Source organism: Pontibaca salina (assembly GCF_016307205.1).
Classification (GTDB): domain Bacteria; phylum Pseudomonadota; class Alphaproteobacteria; order Rhodobacterales; family Rhodobacteraceae; genus Pontibaca; species Pontibaca salina.
In genome coordinates this window covers 26,097-50,365 of the sequence record NZ_JAEIJD010000014.1, presented here as the reverse complement: position 1 = coordinate 50,365, position 24,269 = coordinate 26,097, and the positions used below count along the sequence as shown (strand labels likewise).

Below are 24,269 nucleotides of genomic sequence, written 5' to 3'. Positions count from 1 at the left end.
AATCCTGGATTGTCCGTCGTCATATAAAATGGGACATCAGAGCGGCTTGAACATTGGAGGCTCTGGTTCGGTTGCGTGACTGATTATGCGGCTTGTTTTTGATGTTGCAAGCGGCGGCATTGGATTGTCTGTTTCTTGATTTTCTCCCTTTCTCTTAGAATGGCTTTGTCCCTGCCAAAGTATACGTCGGCTGGTGTGACGTTGTTCAAATCCTCAAATCTGTCCCACGAGTGCTGACGTCAAACAACAGAGGACCGTCTTCGGTGTTTAGTTTGCCGTCGTCACTTGTCATATTATCACACCTCAGATAGCTCATCCGTAAAGCAGTGAGATTACATGGAGAGCCCGATGTCGAGAAACCCTCTTTCCCTTACATTCACCGCTATTTTGATGGGTGGCGCAGCTTTTGCGAACGTCTCCAAAATTGCTGCTGATATTGCCCCTGTACACTCATTGGTCGCGCGGTTGATGGGAGGACTCGGCACGCCTAACTTGATAATGCGACAGGGAACCACCCCACATCAATACAGCCTTCGCCCATCTGAAACGCAGTCTTTGCAAGTCGCGGATCTGTTCTGGAAGGGCATTGACCGAAACCAAAACACAGGTTGAGCGTGGTACGTAGTTTCTGGAGCCTGTTGCTTTGTCTGATGTGCCTTGGTGATCCTGCCAAGGCACATCCTCATGTCTTCGTTGATGCCCGCACAGGGTTCATCTTTGATGACAGCGGGCACTTAAGGGCGCTTCATATATCGTGGACCTATGATGAATTTACGACGCTGATCCTCTTTGAAACGCTGAGTTTGGACAAAGACGGTGACGGTTTTCTGAACGACGAAGACCGAGCGGCGGTCATAGAGGGTGAAACGAATTGGGGTCCGGAATACAAAGGCGATACCTACCTCGAAGTCGCCGGACAAGATTACCCGCTTGGGCGACCCGAAGCTGCGGTGGTCACACTTGAGAAAAATCGGTTGGAAGTGTCTTTCGAACTGCCCTTGTCACAGCCTGTCACCATCGACAGTACGCCTGCTATTCTGCGTCTATATGACCCCGTATTCTATTACGCCTATACTATCCTGCCAGCGAACGACGGCCAAAAACTACCAGAAGACTGCTATGCACAAATCATTTCATTTGAGCCAAGCGCAGCAGAAAGTGAACTGCAACAGCTGCTTGCCGCCCTGTCGCGCGAAGAAATGCCCACACAGCAGAATGTCGGACGTCTCTTTTCTGATGAGGTTCGCCTGACATGTGGGTGAAATTCGGAATAATTATCCTGTGCGTGTTGGTAATTGGTGCCACCGGGTGGAGCTTTGTACCGTGGTTGGAGGTTCAGCAATGGGCCGCTGGCGAGCAGCGCACGTTCCAAAATGCCATGGCTGGCGCGTTACGGGGTATTCAGGCCGGCGATCCCTTGGCGATCTGGACATTGTGCAGTGCAACTGCAGCCTATGGTTTCTTCCATGCACTTGGGCCAGGTCACGGGAAGGTCCTGATTGGCGGGGCGGCCCTTGCCAGTAGCGCGACTCTGAAGCGACTTGGCATACTGACTGTACTGTCTAGCCTCGCTCAGGCCGCGACAGCCATCTTATTGGTGGGAAGCCTCGTTTTCCTGCTGCAAATACAGTCTGGTGAATTGGCGAACATAACCGAAATCTGGCTCGCGCCCGCGAGTTATGCAGCGATTGCTGCGATTGGCGGAGTTCTGATCTTACGGGGTCTACGGACGTGGCACAGAATGGGCCAACACAAGCATACAGCACACGTCTGCTGTGGTCATGCGCACGGTCCAAGCGTCAATGACGTGACGACGCTTACCTCGGCCCGCGATGCGATCGCGTTGATTGCCAGCATCGTGATGAGACCTTGCACGGGCGCTCTCTTCGTTCTCGTTATCGCGGCACGTTTCAACGCCTTCGCTATAGGATGTCTTGCGGTAATCGCGATGGGGCTTGGGACTGCCGCGTTCAACCTGACGATTGCCATCTCTGGCGTTGCGGCGCGGCGACTTGCGGGACTTACCGCGCGAGGCGGCAATGGCGTTCACACCGTCTCCGCCGCGCTGCATGTTACAGGTGGAATCGTGATTGCCGCCGTCAGTATCGGCATGTTGCTGCCATATCTGAGCTAATGGGGTCGAGCTAAACAATGGCTTTATGCGGCCATCGCGGCGTATGGTTCCGCTCTGGCAGGTGTTATTAGCAGAGCGATTACCTGCCAGAGGCTGGTCATCAGCCAAATCAGCAGGCGAAAAACCATCCCTCAGGTGGTGCCCTTGAGTGGGCTTCTGATCAGGCGACTGCGTTCCTCATGTGGCCGATGTTTCGTCCGTATTCTGGTTCTCATCTGCCGAGTTGGACATTGACCCCTATGTTGCAGGAGCCAAAGGTGTCCCTGGATATATGATGGAAAAACTGGGCCTAAGAAACGTCGTGCAAAGCGATGAGGAATGGCCAACTGTCAGTTGGGAAAGCATCGCACGCGCCAATCCCTCCATTGTCGTGCTGGCCCGGATGGAGCGTCGCCGATTCCCGGCGGATGATGTGGAAAAGAAACTGGAGTTCCTGAAGTCAGACCCAGTAACCAGCCAAATGGATGCGGTGAAAAATGACCGCATTGTTATTCTTGACGGCCATTCTATGGACCCCTCGATCCGCAATGTGGATGCTTTGGAAACATTGGCCGAGGCGCTACAAGCGTTTGAATTGGAGTGAGCTATCCATTGGTATCCGGCGTAATGCCGCGCAAAACTGTGTTGAGAGCACTGCTGCGTCCAGTGGCGCTGTGGGGCGTGCCGGGAGGCATCGTTCTATTGGCGGCAGTCCTTGCCGGGGTTGCCATTGGCGAAACACCGTTGCCGCTTCCAATGGTGGCAGCGGTTACTGCCAACAATCTGTGGGGTGCCGGATATGAGGTCGACCTGATTGATGCCGGTATTATCTGGAATTACCGCTTGCCGCGCACGCTGGTCGCGGCGGCCTGTGGTGCAGGTTTGGCGCTCTCAGGAGTGGTATTGCAAGCATTGGTGCGCAATGCGCTGGCCGACCCCTACCTTTTGGGTGTGTCTGCGGGGGCCTCTACTGGGGCGGTCGCAGTAACGATCCTTGGGTTGGGCGGCGGGATGATTGGTATCTCAGGCGGCGCGTTCGCAGGCGCGGTTCTCGCGTTTATACTGGTGGCTGCCTTGGCTCGCGCGGCGGGGGGTGGCTCGGCCCAACTGGTGCTGGCAGGTGTCGCCGGATCTGCGCTATTCAATGCGATAACATCTTTTCTCATTGCTAAATCCGCGAATGCCGAACAGGCACGTGGCATCATGTTCTGGCTCTTGGGAAATCTTTCGGTGGTACGCTGGCCTGATGTCTGGCTAGCGTTACCCGCGGCGGGGTTCGGTCTTTTGGTATGCTTGGCGTTCGTGCGCTCGATGGATGCATTTTCTTTTGGTGCAAATGCCGCTGCATCGCTTGGGGTTTCCGTGCGGCGTGTGCAGGTCATGCTGATCGGCGTGGCAACGCTGATGACGGCAACCATGGTCAGCCTTGTGGGTTCCATCGGGTTTGTCGGGTTGGTGATCCCTCATGCGATACGCTTGGTAGTAGGTCCGCGTCATGCACGTTTAATCCCGGCTTCGGCGCTGGCAGGGGCGGTGTTTCTGATAGCGACCGATTTCGTCTCGCGCATGTTGATCCCCGGTCAAGTGATCCCAATCGGGGTGGTGACGGCACTTGTCGGCGCACCCGGCTTCGCACTGATTATTATTCATAACCGGAGGCGGTTATGAGACTGGCAACAACAGCGCTTGGCTGGGCAGCAGGGGCGCGTCAAATCGTGTCAGATGTGACGCTGGATATTGCGCCCGGCGAGACCTTTGGCCTTATTGGGCCAAATGGTTCTGGTAAATCCACGTTACTGCGCCTGATGGCGGGATTGGTGCCGCGTGCCGAAGGCTCGGTCCTGCTGAATGATGTTCCGTTGGTGAGCTTGTCCCGCCAGGAAGTAGCCCGGCGCATTGCATTTGTGGAACAGCAGGTCGAGACGTCGGATGCATTGAGCGTGTGCGATGTGGTGGAACTGGGCCGGACACCATGGCTTTCGGCAGTTGTCCCGTTCGGGCCTCAAGACGCCGATATCGTGCGCGAAGCACTGGACGCTGTTGGAATGGCAGACCGTGTCGCGCAGGGGTGGTCCACGTTATCAGGCGGCGAACGTCAAAGAGTGCAGATAGCCCGCGCACTTGCGCAGCGCCCCCGCCTTTTACTGCTCGATGAGCCGACAAACCATCTGGATATTCATCACCAGCTTGCCCTTTTGCGACTGGTCAGCCGTTTGCCGGTCACAGTGATCCTGGCGCTGCATGACCTTAACCAAGCTATGGAGTGCGACCGGCTGGGCGTGATGGAAAGCGGGCACCTTATCGCCTGCGGTTCACCAGCAGAGGTGCTAACCCCTGAACGTCTTGCCGCCATCTTTCGGGTCCGCGCCACCCCGCTGCGCGATCCAGCCGATAATTCAACCCTGTTCCGCTTTCAGTGTCTTGGGTGTGAAACAGAGAGGACGCGCAAGTAATGTGCGCCCCGATTAGGGTATTCTGAGGTGTCCGGTATTGTCAGACTGTAACTGCTGCCAAGACTTAATTAACTCGTCATAGCTGCCTGAGCCGATGCGGTGGATGCCTCGTGGCGGCAAGGCCGCCGGTCGCAAAATGCGGCAGAAGCATCGAAGATGCTGCCGGATGGATCGGCCGTCGTCGCGATCACGGGCGACTACACGGTGATGCGGAATCAGGCGTAAGCGTGCTGAACTGGATGAGGAGCATTGACGCCAGGCGCCTTATTTTCTGCTGGACTTGTGTTATGTGATAACATTGCATATGGGTCCCCCCGTGAATGTACGGAGGCGGATCTTGGGCAAGGGAAGAAAGAAAATGCAGATGGATGTGCTGGAGACACTACGACGCCGCGATGATTCGCTGTTCGCCGACAACCTGTTCAGCGAGCTGCGCGCGAGCAATCTCAAGATCGCATCGCCTTCGACCTACCGGGCACGTGCCGCGCTGACGCAATATAGGCGCGTGAGCTGCCTCGACTCGATGAGCGCCTTCATTGCCAGCCAGCGCGTCCGGCACCAGCATGTACCCATCCTATCGATCTGGGATAATTGCGGGTCTGTTAAGAAGAGAGTCGCGCCAGACCTGCGCACAGAACTTTCTAGTATTGCCGGGAAATTCGGCTTTCACCCATCACACCACGCGGCCGAGATCCGTAGGCGCTTTCCATCCTTTGGTGCAGGAGAGGTGCCGGCATGACGGATCAAAGAGCAATGTTTCGTCTGCTCCTTCTTGGCGCTGTGCCCCGCTTGATCGGCGTGGCGCTGGTCGTGTCTCTGCTTTGGGCTGGCTTTTTCTGGGCCACTTCGACGCCGGGGGCGCGATGACCGCTGTGCTTAAATTCCAGAACCTGACGCTTGGCTATGACCGTCACCCGGCGGTACATCACCTTCAAGCCGAGATCGCCGAGGGCAGTCTGACGGCCATTGTCGGCCCGAATGGTGCCGGAAAGTCGACGCTCTTGAAGGGGGTGACGGGGACGCTCACGCCGCTGGAAGGTCGGATTACCTTCGGTGCGCTCGGCCGCGACGACATTGCCTATCTCCCCCAGCAATCGGATATAGATCGCTCCTTCCCGATATCGGTGCTTGATCTGGTTGCGATGGGGCTCTGGCGCGAGATCGGTCCCTTTGGTCGGCTGCACCCGCAGCAGCGCGGCCGCGTCGCCGACGCGATTTCGGCCGTGGGCCTGACGGGTTTCGAGGGGCGCCCTATTGGATCGCTATCGGGCGGTCAGATGCAGCGCGCACTTTTTGCGCGTGTCCTTCTTCAGGATGCGCAGCTGGTGCTGCTTGATGAGCCGTTCACTGCGATCGACGTTCGCACCACAGCAGACCTTCTTGGCGTTGTGCGGCGCTGGCACCGCGAAGGGCGCACGGTGCTCGCCGTGCTGCACGACTTCGAGGCGGTGCGCGAATACTTCCCCGATACGATGATGCTGGCGCGCGAGCTTGTCGCGCATGGCCCGACGGCGGATGTGCTGACGGCCGAGAACCAGTTCCGCGCACGGTCCATGGCCGAAGCGCCGGACACAGATGCCGAAATCTGCGTGAGGAATGCGGCATGATCTGGGACGCGGTCATTCAGCCCTTTGCCGATTTTGGCTTCATGCGCCGGGCGCTCCTCGGCTGCATCGCGATCTCTATTGGCGCGTCGCCGGTGGGCGTGTTCCTGATGCTCAGGCGGATGAGCCTGACGGGAGACGCCATGGCTCACGCCATTCTGCCGGGTGCCGCCGTCGGCTATCTCTTTGCGGGCCTCTCGCTCGGGGCAATGACCATCGGTGGCATGATCGCCGGCATGACCGTGGCCTTGCTATCGGGATTCGTGACGCGCATGACCGCGCTGCGGGAGGATGCCAGTCTCGCGGCTTTTTACCTGATCTCGCTCGCCCTCGGCGTGCTGATAGTGTCGACCCGCAGCAGCAATGTGGACCTGATGCATGTGCTGTTCGGCACGGTGCTGGCGCTTGATGACGCGGCGCTGATCCTGCTCTGCAGCCTCGCCAGCCTGTCAGCCTTCACACTCGCACTCCTGTTCCGCCCATTGGTGCTGGAGTGCGCCGACCCGCAATTTCTACGCTCGGTCAGTGGATTGAGTGCGGTGACGCATTTCAGCTTCCTCGCATTGGTTGTGATCAGCCTCGTCGGCAGCTTCCAGGCCCTTGGCACGCTCATGGCCGTGGGCATTATGATCCTGCCCGCAGCGGCGGCGCGGTTCTGGGCGACGGGTATTGGCGGCTTGATCGTCGCGGCGATAGTGGTTGCGATCCTCGCCAGCTTGAGCGGCCTTCTGCTCTCTTATCATTACAGTCTGCCCTCCGGGCCGGCAATCATCCTCGTGGCTGGGCTCGCCTATGTGCTGTCGCTGGTCTTCGGACCAGTGGGCGGCCTTATCGTGCGCGCTCTGCCACGTCATCACTTCGAAACCTGAAAGGACATTCCAATGACAACTCGAAGAACCCTTCTCAAATCCGCCACCGCACTGGCGGCGCTGGTACTTGTTGCGCCGCTCGCCGCCCAGTCCGCCGAGCCGACGCGTGTGGTCTCTAGCTTCTCGATCCTCGGTGACATGGTAGAGCGCATCGGGGCCGAGCATGTGGCCGTCACGACGCTGGTCGGCCCCAATGGCGACGCGCATGTCTACCAGCCGACGCCGCAGGCGGCCGGCGCGGTGAGCGAGGCGGAGATCCTCGTGGTGAATGGTCTGCAATTCGAGGGCTGGATCGACCGGCTGATCGACGCCACGGATTTCAATGGCACCCATGTTGTGGCAACGGTAGGCATCGAGCCGATCGCCTACGACGATGACCACGACGAGCACGACCACGCGCATGGCGATGATGACCACGACGACGCGCACGGGCATCACGACCATGGTGCATACGATCCGCATGCCTGGCAGAGTCTGGCTAATGCGGTGACCTATGTGAACAATATCACCGCCGCGCTGGCGCAGACCGATCCCGAGAACGCGGTCACATTCTACCAAAACCGCGCCGCCTATGTCGCCGAGATTGAGGCGCTCGACATCGAGATCGGGTCCATCGTTGCGGGGCTGTCCGAAGATCGCCGCACTGTCGTCACCTCGCATGATGCCTTCCAGTATTTCGCACGCGACTACGGGCTGACCTTTCTGGCGCCGCACGGCATCAGCACCGAGTCCGAGGCCTCCGCGCAGGACGTCGCCCGCCTGATCGAACAGATGCGCGACGAAGGAATTACCGCGGTCTTCTTCGAGAATATCTCCGATACCCGCCTGCTCGAGCAGATCGCGAACGAGACCGGTGCCACGATTGGCGGCACACTCTATCCCGAAGCGCTCTCTGAGCTGGACGGTCCGGCGCCAACCTATCTCGACATGATGCGCCATAACGCGACGACGCTCGCGCAAGCACTGGGGTCTTGAGGTGACTGATCCCCGCCTCCCTGTGACGTTGCTGAGCGGCTTTCTCGGCGCCGGCAAGACGACGTTGCTGAATGCGCTCCTGTCCGATGCGTCGGCAGGAAGGATTGCTGTGATCGTCAACGAATTTGGCGAGGCGGGGCTCGACCATGATCTGATCGAGGAAAGCAGTGAGGAGATTGTGCTGATGCAGTCGGGCTGTCTGTGCTGTTCTGTGCGGGGCGATCTCGCGCGCAGCATGGCGGGCCTTCTCGCCCGGCGCGATACCGGGGAACTGGCTTTTGAGCGTGTCGTGATCGAAACCACGGGCCTCGCCGATCCCGGCCCTATCCTGCAAACGCTTCTGGTCGATCCGTTTCTGGCGCAGCGAACGCGCATGGACGGCGTTGTCACTGTGGCGGACGCCGCGAATGGCCCCGCGACGCTGGATGCGCAATTCGAGGCCGTGTCGCAGGTGGCGATGGCCGATCTGATCGTGCTGAGCAAGACCGACCTCGTGGCGCCTGACCAAGTGGTTAAAATCGAAGAGCGCCTCCGAGCAATCAACCCCGGTGTGCGCATTCTGCATGCTGTCAAAGGCGCGGGTGCGTCTCAGCAACTCTGGGGGCTCAGCGGTTTGCGCCAAAGCGCCAAGCCCGCCGATGTTTTGGAGTGGGCTCGCGCGCCGGCAGTGATGAAGGACCCGCTCGCAAACCTCTCCGGCCTGGCTAAGGCTAAGAGCACGCAGATGCCGACATCGCCACATGACGTCCGCATCGGAAGCGCCTCGATCATCCTCGATGTCCCGATCCCCGACGCCGTCTTCGATCTTTGGCTCGACACATTGATCGCGCTGCGCGGCCCCGACATCCTGCGCGTTAAGGGCATTGTTTTCCTCGAGGATATCGAAATGCCCTTCGTCTTCCATGGTGTGCAGCACATCTTCGACCCACCGGTACCGCTGCACGATTGGCCCGGTGGCGACCGCCGCTCACGCATCGTCGTGATCGCCCGCGACATTTCCCGCCCGGAACTTCAACGCAGCCTCGACATGCTGCGTGCGCGCTCGCCGCGTGAGGAAACAGACGACATTCAGAAAGAGGTATTCCTTCTATGACAGACACCCGCCTTCCCGTTACCGTGCTGTCCGGCTTTCTCGGCGCCGGCAAAACGACGCTGCTCAATCGTGTGCTGAACAACCGCGACGGACGGCGCGTCGCGGTGATCGTCAACGATATGTCCGAAGTGAATATCGACGCCGATCTGGTGCGCGCTGATACCGAACTCAGCCGCACCAACGAGACGCTTGTGGAAATGTCAAACGGTTGCATCTGCTGCACTCTACGCGATGATCTGCTGGACGAGGTGCGTCGGCTCGCCACCGAGGGCCGTTTCGATTACCTGCTGATCGAGTCCACCGGCATTTCCGAGCCGCTGCCGGTCGCAGCGACATTTGATTTCCGCGACGAGGCCGGCGCGAGCCTTTCGGACGTCTCCCGCCTCGACACGATGGTCACAATCGTGGATGCGGTGAACCTGCTGAAGGACTATTCCAGCCACGACTTCCTGCGCGATCGGGGCGAGACCATGGGTGAGGAGGACGAGCGCACGCTGGTCAATCTTCTGGTCGAGCAGATTGAGTTCGCCGACGTCGTAATTCTCAACAAGGTCACCGATGCAGGGCCGGAGCGCACCGACGCGGCACGCAAGATCATCCGCAGCCTGAACGCGGATGCGCGGATCATCGAGACCAACCACTCGGATGTCGCAGCCGAAGCGATCCTCGACACCGGCCTGTTCGATTTCGAGAAAGCCCACGAACATCCGATGTGGGCGAAGGAGCTCTACGGCTTTGCCGATCACGTTCCCGAGATTGAGGAATACGGGGTTGCCAGCTACGTCTACCGGGCGCGGCGGCCGTTCATCCCCGAGAAGATCTTGTCGGTCCTGAACGGTGAAATGCCGGGCGTGATCCGCGCCAAGGGGCATTTCTGGATTGCCACACGCCCCGATTGGGTGGCCGAGTTCAGCCTCGCCGGGGCGCTTTCTTCGGTTAAGCCGCTCGGCACTTGGTGGGCCGTCGTTCCAAAAGAGCGCTGGCCCGATCACGACGGTGCCCGCACCTATCTGCAGGCCCATTGGCAGGAGCCGTGGGGCGACCGTCGGCAGGAAATCGTCTTTATCGGAGCGGGAATCGATTGGCCTGCCCTCAAAGACCGCCTCGACAGCGCGTTGCTGCCGGATGCCGTGGCATCCGGACCCGACGCACTGCCTGACCTGCCAGATCCGTTTCCGCTTTGGCGGCGCGCGGAAGCCGCAGCATGAACCCGGCTCGAGAGGTGGTAAAGGACGCTGTTATTGGCGTCGGCGTCGCGAAGTCCCCCGAAACGCTGTCAGTGATCCGCAGTCCAAGCTGTGCGGCGGCGATCTGGCCGCGGCAGCAGGTGCCGGAATTCCAGACCTGGATCGACGCACTGGACCCCGAGGAACTCCCCCGAGCGCGGATGATCCTGCGCCCGGACGCGGTGCGCGACGCAGCTTTGCAGATCTGTGAGGCATCGAGGACGCCGGCAGGTGCTGAGCGCGACCGTCTCGTGGATGACATCGCGGCACTTGCTGATGTTTTTTCTGGAGTGATGCGGGCCAAGTGGTTGCGCTTGCGGCTGGACGTGGTGACGACGAATGCGTGCTGGAAGTTCCACACCGACGCGGTCACAGCACGGCTCATCTGCACGTATCGGGGGACCGGAACCCAGTACGGCATCTCGACCGACGGCGCCGAACCGGGACGGATATTCACCGTTCCGGCTGGGTCGCCGATCCTGATGCGCGGCACTCTTTGGCCCGAGCATCCGAAATCGGGCCTGCTGCACCGCTCGCCACCCATTTCAGGGACGGGTGAGACGCGTTCGGTTCTGGTCCTCGATCCGATTGACGACCGCGAGGATGGCGCCTGATGGCAGGGAACCGGGGGACCACCAGCCTGAAGCTTAAACGGCGCAGCGAGGATCCCATGCGCGAGTATGACCGACTGCCGGCAGAACTGCGCGCATGGCTGGCCTCCGCCATCTTACCGTGGCGACCCCGGTCGGTCCGGCGCGCATTTGATAAGGCGGTGGCGCGCACAAGCGACAGGGCCAGCGCACTGCAGGAACTTAACCGGCTTCAAGAGAGACTTGTCGCCAAGGACGCTGGGAAGGTTTGGGGTAGAGATCACCCTCGCGCTGCGGATAAGGTGGATCAATGACTGAATGTAGCTGTGAACTGATGCGGTGGTGTCCGTCGTCAGATAATTTGAGGCATCGGAGCGTGCTTTCGTTTGGAGGCTCTGGCTCATTCTTAATTGAGTTTATGCGTTTTCAGTTTGATGGCGCAAGCGCCGGGTGAGCCTTGTTTTCCGTTTGATCTTCTCTCGCTGTTTCAAGATCTGCTCTGCGCGCCCAAACTAGACGTCGGCGGGCGTCAGGTTTCCAAGGCTCTCGTGGTAGCGCTGGTTGTTGTAATACTCGACAAAGGCATCGATCTGGCGCCACCGTTCGATCTTACCTTAGCTCCATTCTCTCTGGTGGACGGGTGCTGCTGGCCGATGAGGGCGGTTGAGCATTGGCGCTCTGCCGGGAAGCTGGCGGACGGCGCCGCAAGTCTTTAATTTTTTAGAAATAGTCGGGAACCTTTCCTTCGCCGAGACATCCAATTGACCGAATCTTAGCAAAAGGAGCGCGGAGTGTTTATTGAACGCAGCGGCCGCATGGTTGGCATTAAAACCAACACAGCAAAGCACTGGTGCAGGTTCAGGAATGAGCGCGCCCCTTTGCGGGGAGCACGCAACCCAATAACCTATATGGAGAATTATCATGAAGACCATCCTGACAAGCCTTGTGGCACTGGCGATCGCCGCCCCGGCAGCCTTTGCGCATGTCAGCTTTGAGATGCCCCATGCCGCAGAGGCCACGCAGAAACTGCGCGTCAAAATCCCCGAAGGCGTGATTGCCGTCAAACCCATGCCCAAGCCTGACTGGTCGCTTGAGATCATCACCGGACCTTATGAAAACAGCTATGATTACTATGGCACTACCATGAATGAGGGCGTGCAGGAACTGATCTGGGCCGGGGAGCTTCCAGATGCTCATTTCGACCAGTTTTCCTTCCGGGCCAAGTTGACCGACATGCATGCGGTGGGAACGACGCTCTATTTTCCGGCCGTTCAGGAATGTGCGACGGCAGCCGAGCGGTGGATCGAGATTCCCGCCGAAGGTCAGGATGCCCATGATCTGGAAGGTCCCGCACCGGGGTTGACAATCACTGCGCCGGGTAACGGCCATTAAGAGGGTGATCTTGCCGGACCGGCGATGGTCGGTATCACTGTCCAGAGACTGGTGAATGGTGACACCCCCCAAATGGATCGCTTAGGAAATCCTTGGCCCGATCGTGATGGCTCTGGCGCTTGCGATCTTGCCTGCGCCCATGCTCGCGCATGTGCATTTTGAGGGCAGCGACTTCGGTCGCCGAAGTTCTGTTTTATGCCTTGCCTGATAACGTGACGCTGCGTTTCAGCGACGTGGTCGGCGTCACGGCGGGGCGCTGATGGCCCGCACCGTGATCGCGCTCGCTTGCACGGCGGGCTCGACACGCACCGCCTGATCCTCATCGGCATCGGCATCGGCGCCAGCTTGGCGCTAGGCGCGGCGGCCGTTCTGCTGCTCAGCTATACCGACGAGAATACCGCTGCCAATATGGCCCGATGTCCGTCAAGCGCTTCAGTTGTTCTCTGCTATGCAATGGGATAGGGGCGTCACATCTGGTGAGATTGGCCAACTTTCATCAGATTTATTGAATTTCTCGAGACTTTTGGACGGCCGAAGGCGCGAAGTTGGCGTCGCGGGCGGTCTATGCGGAGACGAAAGGGGAAATACGAGTCTTGTCCAATAGTTTTTCGCCACGCGCATTTACTCGAATCGCGATAACCGTCTTGGTATCCGTCTTCTGTGCTGCGGTCTTCGTCGCCGTCACCGTCACACAACGCTTGACTGAGGCGCAGCAGCAATTGCAGCAAGACATCGTCCTGCGTGGCGCCGATGCTATCAGTCTCAGTTTCAACACGGCCATGAAACGAGAATGGAGGGGCCTTCAAGCCGTTGCCCGCCATGTCGGCAAGGCACCCAAGCAAGATCTCAACGACATTATGGATACTGTCGTGCAAACCGGCGGGCAAGTGGCCTGGTCCGGCATGGTAGACCTAAGCGGCACCATTATTTCGGGCTCGAATCGCCTGCGTGAAGGGGAGGATGTCAGCGAACGTCACTGGTATCAGGAAGGTCTACGCGGTCCCAATGTGGGCAGTGTCTATTCCAGCGATTTGCTGAGGCAGAGCGGACGAGACAAGGGCGAGTCACTTCTGGATCTCTTTATGCCGGTGCATAACGCCGATACCGGCGAGGTGGTCGGCGTGATGGTCTACAGTCTGCGCATGGATTGGGTTCGCTCCATGTTGGTGCAGGCCCGCAATCAGCTTCACATTGACGTCGTGATACAGGATCGGGCGGGCACCTATATTGTCGATACCCGAGATGCTCCCGGCCCCTTACCCGATGCCATCCTGACCCAAGCCAGTTTCGGTCAAAGTGCGGCCGAATCATTCCGTGCCCTGGATCAAGCTGAGGATCTCTATGCCTTCACGTCGAGCTTTCTCAGCGATACGCTTCCTGATTTTGGCTGGCGGGTCTTTGCCGTGCTGGACCGAGACAGCCTGAAAAACGTTCTGCCGAGCCTGCTCAGGAGTGTGATCATCTCAGTTGTCATTGCCGCGTTCTTTGTGCTGGGTGCAACGCTGCTTGTCCTGCGTATTCTGCTGGGACCGTTGGAAAAGTTAACGGCGACCGCCGTTGTCACGGCCAACGGCGCCTATGAATACCCAGTCGAAAGCCGCAGCTCCCATGAGGCCATCTTGCTGTCGCGTGCGCTGGTACGTATCCAGGGGAAGTTGGCGTTGCGCGAGGAATTGCACGGAGATCAAACCTCTTCCGTTATAACGCTGCACCCATCGCATTCAAAAACATCGCCGTTCGATCCCGGTGCTGGTCAGGAAGAGCGAGCAAAGCCAACTTCAGGCGACCGGCTGCGCACCAAGCGCGGAGGCGAATCTTGAACAAGCGCGGCGGGAGAGACTTCTTGCGATCACCAGACTTTGCGGCCAGGTTGCAGGCCACCATTCCACAATCCCCATGCACAGGAAATTCGTGACCGAGGCGCCCCATTCCCTATTTTTAGCAACCTGCAGCCTGCTCATTGGCTCGGCTTTTGCCGTGCAGGCAGAAGGTACGTTTTTACAACTCGATCTGGCGTCGAATACCTCCGACGCGGTTGTTGCGGCCACCCGCGACAAGCTCAGTTTTGGAGCGAATTACTCCTCTTACAAGGGCGGCTGGAGCGCTGGGACCTACCTGTTGCGCGACTTTGCGGTCGAGAATATTGGTACCGCGAAGATCGGCCCGAGCCTCGGCACCAGCGCCGCACGGCGTGGCCTGTCGGTCGGTATCAAACTGGTCGTGGAACGCTACCAAACGACGAGCTATGGGTTCGCTTTCTTGTCAGGGCAGTTCAACACAATTGACAGTGACTGGTTTGCACTGGCTCAGCTTGGCAATGGGCAAGGGCTGTCCGTCGATCTGACAGCCGGCGGCAGTGATTTCTATTCAGAACATTCGTTTGCGGTGAACTATCAGCTGGATGACGGGCCGGTCAGCCTGCGTGGAGGTTACCGTTTTAAGGCCGAAGAGGTCTTCCTTGGTCTGTCGGTCAACACCTACTGAAGGAGGTCATCTCCGACGCGGTCCGAAACGCCGCGTCAAATCCTTTATGAGCGCGTGGACGCGGACCTGAGTTACGCCGGGTTCATTTCCTTCGGCATAGAACTTGACAAAAAAAGCCTCTCGTTGGTCGTCGCTTGGCAGCAGTTGCAGGCGCAGGCCATCCTCGACTTCCGCGATGGCACAGGCTTGGACACTGCCCGGAATGCCGTCGATGATCAGTTGCCCACGGGTTGCAAGCGGGACTTTCAGGCCGCGGATGCGCACCGTGTCCATCGTTAGGGAGGTGATCCAAAGCTGGTGCTGGCGCCCGCTAACGGCAAATGTCGCGCGTTCGGGTTGGGCCGCGACGTGGAGTTCCCGGCGCGGTCGCTCGATGCAGGCAAGACAGGTCACCGCCAGCAATACCAGGTTATAAAGGCTCCAAAACAAGATGACCCATTTGCCCTCACCAGCCGAAAAGGTGGCGAACTGGTCAAAGAAAATGCCAACGAGCAGCCCCGACAAAGTCAGCACGAAGGCTGCGAGGAACGGCATCATCATGCGCCACTGCACCACCACCTTCGATCGATCTCCGCCCTTGGCGGTAACGGAGAAAGGATGGCCATGCGGCTTGAACAGTCCAGTAAAAGCCGCGCGACTGATCGTGATCGCACCCAATAATTGGCTAACGTCATTGAGGATTGGCACCACAATGCCACGGCTGAGAAGGTTCAAGGACATTAGAATCCAGAGGTAATAGGTGCCAAAATAGCTGATGACATCTGGCAGGCGGGCATTCACCACGATTACATCGAAATACCAATACAGCAGCGGAAAGACGATGACGGCGATGCGAAAGGGGAAGGTGGTTGTCCAGAAAAGCATCGAATCCACCACGCTCCATCGGTCACGCATCCGGAGCTTGCTGGGTGCCAGTGGACCCAGAGAAGACCGCGCGATCTGCATCAGGCCCAAGCACCAGCGCGCCCGTTGTGCGACGTATTCCTTCAACCCTTCGGGGGCGAGGCCCTCGGTCAGCGGTTCTGCCAAGTAGACAGTTTTCCAACCGCCGTTCTGCAACGCAAGGGTCAGCATGAAGTCTTCGGTCACTGACTCGGTGTTGAATCCGCCGATATCCTGAAGTGCCTCCCAGCGGCAGATAGACGAGGTGCCACAGCAGAAGGCGATCCCCCAAGCGTCGCGTGACGGCTGCACGTGGTCGAAGAAAAAGCGTTGCTCGTCCGGGTAAGACCGGCCGAGGTTGAAGTTGTGTTGAATCGGATCGGCATTGAAGAAATGCTGCGGTGTCTGCACTAGTCCGACGCCGGGGTCGTGAAACAGTGCTAGCGTGCGAGACAAGAACCCGCGATGTGGAACGAAGTCGGCGTCGAGCACGGCGACATAGTCCGGTAGCACTGGATCCTCGGCTAAACGCTCCAATGCGTGGTTGATATTGCCGGCTTTTTGCCCCTCGTTGGTGGGCCGCCGGAGATAACGCACGCCCATTTCTGCGCAGTAGTCGCGCAGCCAGTCGCGGCGCTTGTCATCGCAGACAATGATTTCCTTATTCGGGTGTCGCAGAAATTTTGCGCCGACGATGGTGCGCTCGAGGACATCTTTCCCCTCGTTATAGGTGGCGATCAGGATCGCAACCCGCGGCTCCTGCGCCCCCCACCATTGCGCGTGGGCGTCGGCCTCGTCGCTGCGTAGTTTGACGCGTGACAAGATCAAGAAGGCGCTGAGCGATCCGGCGATGGCAAAGGCTTCGAGGGCGAATAGCAACCAGCTTGCGACGGTGTCGAAGCTAAACGCCAAGGGCGCAAGCGTTTCTGTCGCGCGCCACCAGCCGTAGCGCAGCGCCAAAAGGGCGGCCACCCCAAGTAGAAGCGACCGGTGCAACGTGCGCTTGGGGTCAATCAGAGTCGGCAGCAGCCCCGCCACGCCGATGACCAGCAAAAGGTGCATCGTCGCAGAGCCCAATTCACCAAGGTGCGGGAAAGGAATCATCAGTCGAACAGGGTCCGGAACCAGTTGAGCGGACGTGTACTAAAGAAAACACGTCCGGTGCGTCCGATAGAGCAGCCGTGCTCGGCGTCGGCGGCCAGCCCCGGCACCAACAGCGCAACGTCAAAGCGTTCGAGGTGCTTTTGTGAGGGTGCGACGGCCAGGTTATGGTAGATTGTGTTCGCCCCGGTTCCGGCGAGCCGGGCGACAGTGCCGTCAAAAACATGTTCGCGCCCAGTCAGGCGAAAGGAAGCGGGGTCGCCAATGCGCAAGGTGTTGAACACCCGTTTGGTGACGGACAGGGTTATGAGGGTTGCCTCGCAATCTATCAGCCGCAGGATCGGATCGCCGCGCTGCACGTTGACGCCATCGGACTGCAGGATTTCCCAGTAAATGCCATTGACCGGAGAGCGGATATCTCCGCCGCTCGCAGTGTTGACACGCAGGGTTTCGCGCTGGCTGCGGATAGAAAGCGCATTGAGCCGGCTGCGCGCCTCCGCCAAGCTGTTTTCCAGCCCCGCGATCACGGTCTGCAGCTCGGTGGCGCGCTGTTCTGCGTTAGAGGAACCATTGTAACCGTCGCCAAGAAATATGCCCGTCTCGGCCGCATTCAGCGCGATCTCGAGAATTTCAACCCGTTCCCGGGCGTGATCAAGAATTAACGGGGCAATGCCCGGCTCCTGCGGCAGGCGATCGGGCAACTTATTCACGAGGTCGATGATCTGCTGATCGGTCCCGTCAGGCAGATCTCCGCCTTCGAGGATAGATAGTCTCAGGCGCGCATGGTGCAGCCGCTTACGCAGTTCTTCGAGGCGCGCGCCGCGGAAGGTTGCGACACGGTCATTAAAGTGATCGCGCATCGCACGGGTGCTGTTGAGGTCAGCCGAAAGACGCGCGACTTCGGCTTTGGCAAACGCCTGTTCCATCCGCAGGTCATTCAAGCGTACCGTATCCACCAGCGGATCTGTGACGGTTGCGATGGTTTCACCCTCCTGCACACGCGCGCCGAAGGGATGATTGGAAAGAGAGATGTCACCAGCTGTGTCGGCACGAATTGTCACTACCGGAGCGTTGATGACGGCATCCGCGCTCGCGCCGGCCATCTGCTCGGCAATGATCACCCAAGTTGCCAGCGCAATGAGAGTAATGCTGAGTATCAGGCGAAACGGCTTCATGTAGGCTCTCCGATGGTGGATCGGCGCCGACGGCAGGCGATATCGGCGCGAGCAAGGAACTTTAGCCGCAAGCATCCAACTGTTCGAGCCGACATGCGGGAAATTAGTGGGAACGTGGCGTTTTTACACCTTCCCGCCATGCAATTTGTGCCAGCAGACCAAGGGTCGCGGGATAGTAGCCCTGCCCGGGTGGGCCAGCCGGGCCAGGGGCGCGCAACGCTGCCAAAGCCGCCACCGCGCGAAAGCCCGGTGCATCGCTGTGTTGGCGCATCTGACCATCAGGACCCGTAACCGTGGCGACATGCTTTGGCGAAGAGGTCGCCGCAAATCTATCGCGCACACGCGCGAGTGCGGGGTGGTCAGTGCGTTCTGACCAGGCGAGGTAGAGCGGAATGCGCAGAGCATCCCAGCCAAAGCAATCTTCGAACCCGTGCGCCGGTACCAGACCGTCAGGCTGGACCTCTATCCAGTCGCGCAGTGCGCCGGGATCGGTCAGAAGCCGTTCGCCATGGGCAGCGGTGCGTATCAATGCTGGCTGGTTCGTGGCCTGGCCGAGTTCGATCAGGGCACGAAAGACGTAGTAAGATGGGTTCACGATGACCGAGGCCGTTGTCGCCATCGCTTGGTCGGCGGGTTTTAAAAGCGGCTCGTCGGAGGCGCGTGGGTCTGGAGCCAAGCAGATTCGCACAAGATCCCTGCTGATACGTTGCACCTGGCGGAAATGTCCGGACCAGCCTGAATCCCGGGTTGCCCGCAGCAAAGCCCAAGCCCGCAGCAGGTCGCCATCGGTGGCGTTGCGCCAGTCACGCACCGCACCGTTCTGCCATTTCCAAGCCATGAGAGCGTCCTGCCTGGTGGCGAGCGTGGCGCGGATCCAAGTTTCGATCCGCTCGAAAGTGTCGCGGTCGCCGAAGGCCTGCGCCAGCAGGAGGCCGTAGGCCTGCCCCTCGGAGTGGCTGATGCCGTCCTGCTCGTCGTCAATCACACGTCCATCGTCCTCGACAAAGGCGGCCTTCCAACTGTCCCAAGCCTGTTCGCTGGTCGTCAGCGCCCACCCCGGTCCTGCGGCAAGGCCAGCGAAAGCGAGGAGTAGGTCACGTCGGTGAAAAGGCGCACTGTGCATAGGTGAGACCTATCATAAGGCTGCGGAAAGAAGGAGGGGCTTAACGCGCTCCGCTTCACGCCGGTGCCGCGGGCTTGATGGAGGGGCGCTATTTAAATGTCGATGCACAAGCACATCATGCGCCCTGATTGTGGCGGATACCGGGCACTGCGCAATAATGTACCGAGAGGGTCGCACTATCAAACCGTGGGGTTAAACCCTTAAGCTCAATCAGTGATGAATTGAGTAAACCCAAACTATTGTGATTCTGTTTATCTGAGAAACTCAGCGAAGATCACGAAGCCATTGGGGATTGCCCTGCGTTTCAGAAGGCTCGGATCATACTGTGTTCAATGCATTTGCCACGCTCTCGCGTCTGTTTCCTTGCCAAGTAAAATCGATACGTTAAGGTGATATCCTAGATCGTCGTTTCTTGCCTACGTTGCATAGAGTGAACGTGCGATCGCTCTGGGAGGAGAAAGTATGTTAAACAGTAAAAACTTTAATCGGCGTTCGTTTCTGACCAAATCGGCCGTTGCCGGGGGAGTTGCTTCCAGCGGCCTGCTTGCTGCACCGGCGGTACTGGCGCAATCGCCAATTGTTCTCAAGATGCAGACATCGTGGAACGATGCCAATATCTGGCAGGACTTTGCTCGTGATTATGCCACGCGGGTGGAGGAAATGTCGGGTGGTCGCCTGAAGGTAGATGTGCTGCCAGCAGGTGCTGTGGTCGCAGCATTCCAGGTGTTGGACGCCGTAAATGATGGCTTGATTGATGCAGCGCACTCCGTTTCCGCCTATTGGTATGGCAAGAATAAAGCTGCTTCGCTGTTCGGCACCGGTCCGGTGTTTGGTGGCTCGTCGACCGCGATGCTCGGTTGGTTCTATGAAGGCGGTGGTCAGGAACTTTACCGCGAGCTGACCCAGGATATCATGGGGCTTGATGTGGTCGGTTATCTTGGCTTCCCGATGCCGGCACAGCCCTTTGGTTGGTTCAAGGGCGAAGTGAACACTGTCGCCGACATAGACGGTTTCAAATACCGTACCGTGGGGCTAGCCGCTGATCTGATGGCCAGCATGGGCATGTCGGTAGCGCAATTGCCGGGCGGCGAAATCGTTCCCGCGATGGAGCGCGGCGTGATCGACGCGTTCGAGTTCAACAACCCATCGTCTGACAAGGACTTCGGGGCGCAGGACGTGGCCAAGAACTATTACTTGTCGTCCTATCACCAAGCGTCCGAAGCCTTCGAATTCCTGTTCTCAAGAACCTTTCTTGAGGATCTTGACCCAGACCTTCAGGCGATCCTGAAATATGGCGTCGAAGCGGCGTCGACCGCGAATACCAACAAAGCCATGCGGCGCTATTCAGAAGATCTTCAATGGCTCCAGAACGAGGCCGGGGTCACCGTGCATCGTACTTCCAAAGAGATCCTTGATGCCGAGCTCAAGGGCTGGGATGATCTGATTCCCATGTTGGAAGGCGATCCGTTCATGAAAAAGATTCTAGACAGCCAGCGGGCTTGGGCCGAAATAGTCGGCTTTTATGAGCTGATGAACTCGCCCGATTATGCGCTGGCCTATGAGCATTACTTCCCCGGTAAGCTCAAGCTTTGACAGAGATGAAAGAAGCATGAGACGGTCCTCGGCACGTTATGTGCCGGGGATCCTTTGGCCGCTATGGGAGGGAGTATGATAGCTTTCATTCGGTTCGCCGATAACCTTTCCGCTTGGTTCGGAAAGGCATTTGCTTGGCTGATTCTCCTGATGTCTCTCGGAACCGGTTACGAAGTTTTTGTCCGCTACGCGCTGAACAAACCAACTGCTTGGGCGCTGGATGTTTCCTTTGTCATGTACGGCACGCTGTTCATGATGGGCGGTGCCTATACCCTGTCGCGCGGCGGGCACGTGCGGGGGGACTTCCTTTACCGGCTCTTGCAGCCCAAGTCTCAGGCCAAGATCGATCTTTTACTATATCTGATCTTCTTTTTCCCCGGTGTAACGGCCCTGATCCTGTCCGGTTGGAAATATGCCGCCCGATCATGGCAATACGGCGAAGTGTCGGTCAACAGCCCGGCCGGTGTACCGATTTACCAGTTCAAGGCGGTGATCGTAGCTGCGGGCATCTTGCTGTTTATTCAGGGTATCGCGCAAGTATGTCGATGCATTTTGGCAATGCGAGACAATGATTGGCTGGAAGCAGATGAGGACGTTTTCGAAACCGAAGACCTCATAATGCGGGCGGTCAATAAAGCCGAGAAAGAGCATAGTACATGACCGATCCGCAAATCGCTTTGATGATGCTAGGGTTATTCATCGCCTTCGTATTCCTCGGCTTTCCGATTGCCTTTACATTGATGGCGATGGGCATCGGCTTTGGCTATTATGCCTATTTTGACGCGCGCCGCATGTGGCGCAGCTTTGACCGCTTAGATGAAACGGCGGGGCAATGGGAGCAATGGTCGACTTGGTTTGAGGGGTTTCTGAATAACCGAGTATTCGATCTATTTGTAAACCAAACGTTTACAGTGATGTCGAACGAGGTGCTGACAGCAGTGCCGCTGTTTCTGTTTATGGGCTATATCGTGGAGCGCTCGAACATCGTGGATCGGTTGTTCACGACGCTCAACATCGCCTCGAAAAACCTACCCGGATCGATGGGTGTGGCCGCCTTGATCACCTGTGCGCTTTTTGCCACGGCGACAGGCATCGTTGGTGCCGTCGTAACGCTGATGGGCTTGCTGGCGCTGCCGGCAATGCTCAAAGCGCGCTATAATCCTTCCTTTGCGGCGGGCATCATCTGCGCAGGCGGCACGCTGGGCATTCTGATACCACCCTCAATTATGCTGATCGTCTATGCGGCGGCAACCAACGTCTCGATCGTAAGGCTTTATGCGGCTGCCTTGCTGCCGGGGCTGACCTTGGTTGGCCTTTATCTGGTTTATATCATCGGTCGGTCGATACTTCAGCCATCATCGGCCCCGCGTCCCACCGAAAACGAAGTGCCGAACATCCCGATGAGCAAGCTGCTGCTGATGATCGTTACGTCCTTTGTGCCGCTCGCCTTTCTGATCTTGGCGGTACTGGGGTCTATCCTGTTCGGCCTTGCCACCCCAACCGAGGCGGCTTCGATTGGGGCATTGGGCGGGATATTTCTGGCCTTCGTCTATCGCGCCATGACGTGGCAACGAATGCGTGAAAGCGTCTATCTCACGGTGCGCACTACCGCGATGGTGTGTTGGCTGTTTGTCGGCTCCTACATATTTTCGGCGGTGTTTTCGTATCTGGGCGGCGAGCAGGTGATCTCGGAATTCGTGCAGTCACTGAACCTGTCGCCGATCATGTTCCTGATCCTCGCGCAAATCATCATCTTCTTGCTGGGCTGGCCGCTGGAATGGTCTGAAATAATCATTATCTTCGTGCCAATATTTTTGCCGCTGCTTGCCGTATTCGATATTGATCCGCTGTTTTTCGGAATCCTTGTGGCGCTTAACCTGCAAACCAGTTTCTTGACGCCGCCTATGGCCATGTCGGCCTACTATCTTAAGGGAATCGCACCGCCCGAGCTGCGCCTGACGCAGATTTTCAGCGGCGTGATGCCGTTTCTGTTCTGTGTCATCCTGTCGATGGTGTTGATATATCTTTTCCCGTCGCTCGTGTTTCATATTCCGGAGCAATTTTATGGACGTTGAAGCAAGGCAGTTCGCCATTGGCAATCCTCCCAGCGCCGCCTTGTTGCGCGAAAGGCTGGCGTCGGGCGCGCTGGATGCGATCACCTTGGTGGAAACCTACATAGCGCAGATTGAGGCGCGCGAGCCCGAAGTGGGCGCTTGGGCGTGGTTCGATCCCGAATTCGTCCGCACCCAGGCGCGCAATCTCGATGCGTATCGCCGCGCTGGCCGTCCCTTGGGGCGTTTGCACGGGCTGCCAGTAGGTCTCAAGGACGTCATCGACACGGCCCGTATCCCGACTGGAAACGGCTGTGCGCTTGATGCCGGGCGGGTGCCGCTCGCAGATGCCTTCATCGTCGAGCAACTCAAGAAAGAAGGAGCGATCATCATGGGCAAGACCGTCACGACGGAGCTTGCCTTCATGCATCCCGGCAAAACTGCCAATCCCCATGATCTGGCCCACACGCCGGGTGGCTCGTCGCAGGGTTCGGCCGCTGCGGTGGCCGCCGCTATGGTGCCGCTGGCCATAGGTACCCAGACCGGCGGCTCCATCATCAGGCCGGCGTCGTTTTGCGGAATCACGGGCTACAAGCCGACTTTTGGCGCCATCCCGCGCCGCGGCCTCCTGACGCAATCCCCCACGCTCGACACAGTCGGCGTGTTTGCCAGCGACCCCGCCGGAGCCGCTTTGTTGGCAGAGGTGCTTTTTGGCTACGATGCCGAAGATCCGGCGACCTGTCCGGAACCCGCACCGGCCCTGTTTGACGCTGCCCAGTCAAAGCCGCCGCTGCCGCCGCTTTTTGGTTTTCTGCGCCCCCCCGGATGGGACGACGCAGATCCGCAATTGCGTGACGCATTCGACGAACTGGTGAAAGCGCTAGGCGATCAGGCCTTTGAGTTGCCGTTACCAGCTCTTTTTGACACCGCTGCCGAGCATCGCAAGCTGATCAATTTCGTCGAGATGTCCTATCACTATTACCCCTATTGGCGTGATGGAAAAGACCAGTTGGGCAAGGAGACCCGTGAAGCGATCGAACAAGGGAATGCCACGCTTGCCCGCGATTATTTGTCGGCGCGTGATACGCCCAAGCTGCTGAATGCCGCGCTTGACGTGATGCTGGCGCGCTGTGATGCAATCCTGTGCCCGGCCGCGACAGGCCCGGCCCCTCGGGGGCTTGAGACAACTGGCGATCCTATCTTCAACGGTCTTTGGACGCTTTGCGGCACTCCCTGCCTCAGCCTGCCGTTGCTGACCTCGCAAGAAGGACTGCCCATGGGGGTGCAGCTGGTCGGCGCACGCCACAATGACGCAAAGCTCATGCGGACCGCGCAATGGCTGTTCAACTGGGCGGACGGCGCTTCACCATGAGGGGTAAAAGAATATGAATCCTATCCTTGCGCTCTTTGCATATGCCGCGTTGGCGGCGTTCTTGTTAATCCTTGCATTTGAAGTGCCCAGCCCTGACTTGGTAATTGTTATCCTCATAACGCTCGCCTTGGTCGCCTATGACTTTGTCACGTCAAGTCGCAACAAGCGCCACT

Annotated in this window: 22 protein-coding genes and 3 pseudogenes; 21 read left to right on the top strand and 4 right to left on the bottom strand. The window is 58.5% G+C overall.

The genetic code is table 11. The features are described 5' to 3' along the window. The first annotated feature begins 336 nt into the window (after positions 1 to 336). From JAO82_RS13190 to JAO82_RS14330, 14 genes and pseudogenes are all read left to right on the top strand, one after another. Positions 337 to 612, top strand: a complete 276-nt coding sequence (locus tag JAO82_RS13190; RefSeq protein ID WP_332872533.1) for a metal ABC transporter solute-binding protein, Zn/Mn family — start codon at positions 337 to 339, stop codon at positions 610 to 612. 2 nt (positions 613 to 614) lie between these two features. Further along, complete coding sequence (locus JAO82_RS13185) at positions 615 to 1,262, top strand: DUF1007 family protein (RefSeq protein WP_332872534.1); 648 nt, start codon at positions 615 to 617, stop codon at positions 1,260 to 1,262. Continuing rightward, entirely contained in the window at positions 1,253 to 2,134 is an 882-nt protein-coding gene (locus JAO82_RS13180; RefSeq protein WP_198686858.1) for a nickel/cobalt transporter, read from the top strand. The genes JAO82_RS13185 and JAO82_RS13180 overlap by 10 nt, the downstream gene beginning before the upstream one ends. Positions 2,135 to 2,321: 187 nt before the next feature. Beyond that, a pseudogene (locus JAO82_RS13175) lies at positions 2,322 to 2,717 on the top strand (ABC transporter substrate-binding protein); the annotation flags it as partial. Between the two features lie 23 nt (positions 2,718 to 2,740). Beyond that, the gene (locus JAO82_RS13170; RefSeq protein WP_198686857.1) at positions 2,741 to 3,781 is read left to right on the top strand and encodes a FecCD family ABC transporter permease; all 1,041 of its coding nucleotides are present in this window, start codon (positions 2,741 to 2,743) and stop codon (positions 3,779 to 3,781) included. After that, a pseudogene (locus JAO82_RS14490) lies at positions 3,778 to 4,284 on the top strand (ABC transporter ATP-binding protein); the annotation flags it as partial. The gene JAO82_RS13170 and the pseudogene JAO82_RS14490, both read left to right, overlap by 4 nt. Positions 4,285 to 4,903: 619 nt before the next feature. Further along, positions 4,904 to 5,305 (top strand): hypothetical protein, encoded by a 402-nt coding sequence (locus JAO82_RS13160; RefSeq protein ID WP_198686855.1) that lies wholly within the window; start codon positions 4,904 to 4,906, stop codon positions 5,303 to 5,305. 124 nt (positions 5,306 to 5,429) lie between these two features. Further along, complete coding sequence (gene aztA / locus JAO82_RS13155) at positions 5,430 to 6,173, top strand: zinc ABC transporter ATP-binding protein AztA (protein ID WP_232897402.1); 744 nt, start codon at positions 5,430 to 5,432, stop codon at positions 6,171 to 6,173. Next, entirely contained in the window at positions 6,170 to 7,039 is an 870-nt protein-coding gene (locus tag JAO82_RS13150) for a metal ABC transporter permease (protein WP_198686854.1), read from the top strand. The genes aztA and JAO82_RS13150 overlap by 4 nt, the downstream gene beginning before the upstream one ends. A gap of 12 nt (positions 7,040 to 7,051) precedes the next feature. Beyond that, positions 7,052 to 8,014 carry a metal ABC transporter solute-binding protein, Zn/Mn family gene (locus JAO82_RS13145; protein ID WP_198686853.1) on the top strand — a complete coding sequence of 321 codons (963 nt, stop codon included), beginning with the start codon at positions 7,052 to 7,054 and terminating at the stop codon, positions 8,012 to 8,014. A gap of 1 nt (position 8,015) precedes the next feature. Then, positions 8,016 to 9,107, top strand: coding sequence for a CobW family GTP-binding protein (locus JAO82_RS13140; RefSeq protein ID WP_198686852.1), 1,092 nt, complete (start codon positions 8,016 to 8,018; stop codon positions 9,105 to 9,107). After that, the gene (locus JAO82_RS13135; protein WP_198686851.1) at positions 9,104 to 10,315 is read left to right on the top strand and encodes a GTP-binding protein; all 1,212 of its coding nucleotides are present in this window, start codon (positions 9,104 to 9,106) and stop codon (positions 10,313 to 10,315) included. The genes JAO82_RS13140 and JAO82_RS13135 overlap by 4 nt, the downstream gene beginning before the upstream one ends. After that, positions 10,312 to 10,947 (top strand): DUF1826 domain-containing protein, encoded by a 636-nt coding sequence (locus tag JAO82_RS13130; protein WP_198686850.1) that lies wholly within the window; start codon positions 10,312 to 10,314, stop codon positions 10,945 to 10,947. Before JAO82_RS13135 ends, JAO82_RS13130 begins: the two co-directional genes overlap by 4 nt. Continuing rightward, a complete protein-coding gene (locus JAO82_RS14330; protein WP_269812840.1) occupies positions 10,947 to 11,237 on the top strand; it encodes a DUF6525 family protein in 291 nt (96 codons plus the stop codon). Before JAO82_RS13130 ends, JAO82_RS14330 begins: the two co-directional genes overlap by 1 nt. A 102-nt stretch (positions 11,238 to 11,339) precedes the next feature. On the opposite strand, the pseudogene JAO82_RS14325 reads toward JAO82_RS14330, so the two are convergent. Beyond that, a pseudogene (locus tag JAO82_RS14325) lies at positions 11,340 to 11,537 on the bottom strand (integrase core domain-containing protein); the annotation flags it as partial. Positions 11,538 to 11,844: 307 nt separating this feature from the next. Here JAO82_RS14325 and JAO82_RS13120 point away from each other — a divergent pair. The 3 genes from JAO82_RS13120 (at position 11,845) to JAO82_RS13110 (ending at position 14,799) form a co-directional block, all read left to right on the top strand. Then, entirely contained in the window at positions 11,845 to 12,315 is a 471-nt protein-coding gene (locus JAO82_RS13120) for a YcnI family copper-binding membrane protein (protein ID WP_198686849.1), read from the top strand. 644 nt (positions 12,316 to 12,959) lie between these two features. Beyond that, on the top strand, positions 12,960 to 14,135 hold the full coding sequence (locus JAO82_RS13115) for a cache domain-containing protein (protein ID WP_198686848.1): 1,176 nt from the start codon (positions 12,960 to 12,962) through the stop codon (positions 14,133 to 14,135). A 91-nt stretch (positions 14,136 to 14,226) separates the two neighbouring features. Beyond that, positions 14,227 to 14,799, top strand: coding sequence for a hypothetical protein (locus JAO82_RS13110; protein WP_332872532.1), 573 nt, complete (start codon positions 14,227 to 14,229; stop codon positions 14,797 to 14,799). 6 nt (positions 14,800 to 14,805) lie between these two features. Here the strand turns inward: JAO82_RS13110 and JAO82_RS13105 are convergent, their stop codons facing one another. From JAO82_RS13105 to JAO82_RS13095, 3 genes are all read right to left on the bottom strand, one after another. Continuing rightward, positions 14,806 to 16,785, bottom strand: coding sequence for a glycosyltransferase (locus tag JAO82_RS13105; RefSeq protein ID WP_198686846.1), 1,980 nt, complete (start codon positions 16,783 to 16,785; stop codon positions 14,806 to 14,808). Continuing rightward, positions 16,785 to 17,903 carry an HlyD family efflux transporter periplasmic adaptor subunit gene (locus JAO82_RS13100; RefSeq protein ID WP_332872531.1) on the bottom strand — a complete coding sequence of 373 codons (1,119 nt, stop codon included), beginning with the start codon at positions 17,901 to 17,903 and terminating at the stop codon, positions 16,785 to 16,787. The genes JAO82_RS13105 and JAO82_RS13100 overlap by 1 nt, the downstream gene beginning before the upstream one ends. A gap of 157 nt (positions 17,904 to 18,060) precedes the next feature. After that, positions 18,061 to 19,080, bottom strand: coding sequence for a glycosyl hydrolase family 8 (locus JAO82_RS13095; RefSeq protein ID WP_198686845.1), 1,020 nt, complete (start codon positions 19,078 to 19,080; stop codon positions 18,061 to 18,063). A 462-nt stretch (positions 19,081 to 19,542) separates the two neighbouring features. Between JAO82_RS13095 and JAO82_RS13090 the strand changes: the two genes are divergently transcribed. The 4 genes from JAO82_RS13090 (at position 19,543) to JAO82_RS13075 (ending at position 24,096) form a co-directional block, all read left to right on the top strand. Next, positions 19,543 to 20,673 carry a TRAP transporter substrate-binding protein gene (locus tag JAO82_RS13090; RefSeq protein ID WP_198686844.1) on the top strand — a complete coding sequence of 377 codons (1,131 nt, stop codon included), beginning with the start codon at positions 19,543 to 19,545 and terminating at the stop codon, positions 20,671 to 20,673. 75 nt (positions 20,674 to 20,748) lie between these two features. Next, positions 20,749 to 21,333 carry a TRAP transporter small permease subunit gene (locus JAO82_RS13085; protein ID WP_198686843.1) on the top strand — a complete coding sequence of 195 codons (585 nt, stop codon included), beginning with the start codon at positions 20,749 to 20,751 and terminating at the stop codon, positions 21,331 to 21,333. Continuing rightward, a complete protein-coding gene (locus JAO82_RS13080) occupies positions 21,330 to 22,748 on the top strand; it encodes a TRAP transporter large permease (protein WP_198686842.1) in 1,419 nt (472 codons plus the stop codon). Before JAO82_RS13085 ends, JAO82_RS13080 begins: the two co-directional genes overlap by 4 nt. Beyond that, on the top strand, positions 22,738 to 24,096 hold the full coding sequence (locus JAO82_RS13075; protein WP_198686841.1) for an amidase: 1,359 nt from the start codon (positions 22,738 to 22,740) through the stop codon (positions 24,094 to 24,096). Before JAO82_RS13080 ends, JAO82_RS13075 begins: the two co-directional genes overlap by 11 nt. The last annotated feature ends 173 nt before the right edge of the window (positions 24,097 to 24,269 follow it).